Here is a 1,353-nt window from a genome sequence, read left to right on the forward strand (position 1 = left end):
TTTTAGCAACTTTCCAGGTGAATAAGAGGTCATCAATTTCTTCGTCTGTTGGCTGGCGCTTGGAGACAACAGTCAAATCTTCCTTACTGATCATGCCTAAGTCACGATCTTGCACCAGTAAGCCGCCATTGACGCGCTTATAATCGAAAGATGCTGCGCTGTCAGAAAATGCACCGCACTCTAGGAGGCGGACATTTTTCTTAGCGGCTACGGCTTCTTTCGCTTCGGCGCTAACGCTCGGAGCAATAATAACTTCAACAAACTGTCGGTCGACGATAGTTGTCGCGGTTTCCGCATCAAGCTCACGGTTAAAGGCGATGATACCGCCAAAAGCAGATTCAGGGTCCGTTGCATAAGCTTTTTCATAAGCCTCTAGAATAGAGCCGGCTTCTGATACGCCACAAGGGTTTGCGTGCTTGACGATGACACATGCAGGTTCGTCAAATAGCTTTACGGTCTCAAGTGCTGCATCGGTGTCGGCGATATTGTTGAACGAAAGCTCTTTTCCTTGAAGCTGTTTAGCGCCAGAGATTGAATCGGCTGGTGCATTCTTTTCAACATAAAACGCGCTGTTCTGGTGAGGGTTTTCACCATAGCGAAGTTCTTGAGTTTTGTTCATTTGAACGTTAAATGTTCTTGGGAACTCTTTGCTGCCACCTGGAACCAATCGGCCAAAGTAGTTGGCAATCGCGCCGTCGTAGGCAGCTGTATGTTCGTAAGCTTTAATCGCTAGGTCAAAACGTGTTTCCAAACTTGTGCAGGCATCGTTCTCACGCATTTGATCAAGAATGTTCTGGTAGTCGCTCGCATTAACAACGATATTTACGTGTGCATGGTTTTTAGCAGCAGCACGTACCATCGTTGGTCCGCCGATATCAATGTTTTCTACAGCGTCTTCTAGGCTGCAGTCTTCCTTTGCGACAGTTTGTTCAAAAGGGTAGAGGTTAACGACAACCATGTCGATAGCCTTGATCTCATGAGCTTGCATTACTTCGTCATCCTGACCTCTGCGCCCTAAAATTCCGCCGTGAACTTTAGGGTGAAGTGTTTTGACTCGACCGTCCATCATTTCGGGAAAACCGGTATAGTCAGAAACTTCGACAGCAGGAATGCTGTTAGACTGTAGTAATTTGTAGGTTCCGCCCGTTGAAAGTATTTCAACGCCCATATCGTTTAGGGCAGAGGCGAATTCAACGATGCCCGTTTTGTCTGAAACGCTGATTAGCGCTCTTTTCACCTGGACCAGATCGTTAGTATTGCTCATGTTTATTCCAAACCTGTATAAGAAAAATAAAAAACTCTGACTTAAAGTAGACCGTACTGCTTAAGCTTCTTGCGTAAGGTTCCTCTGTT

1 protein-coding gene is annotated in these 1,353 nt (G+C 46.0%); it reads right to left on the bottom strand.

Going from position 1 to position 1,353, the window contains the following annotated elements; genetic code table 11:
• A partial coding sequence (purH, locus tag A3735_RS23285; protein WP_068638750.1) for a bifunctional phosphoribosylaminoimidazolecarboxamide formyltransferase/IMP cyclohydrolase occupies positions 1-1,264 on the bottom strand: 1,264 nt, incomplete at its 3' end.
• Positions 1,265-1,353 lie beyond the last annotated feature (89 nt).

The organism is Oleiphilus sp. HI0061, assembly GCF_001635675.1.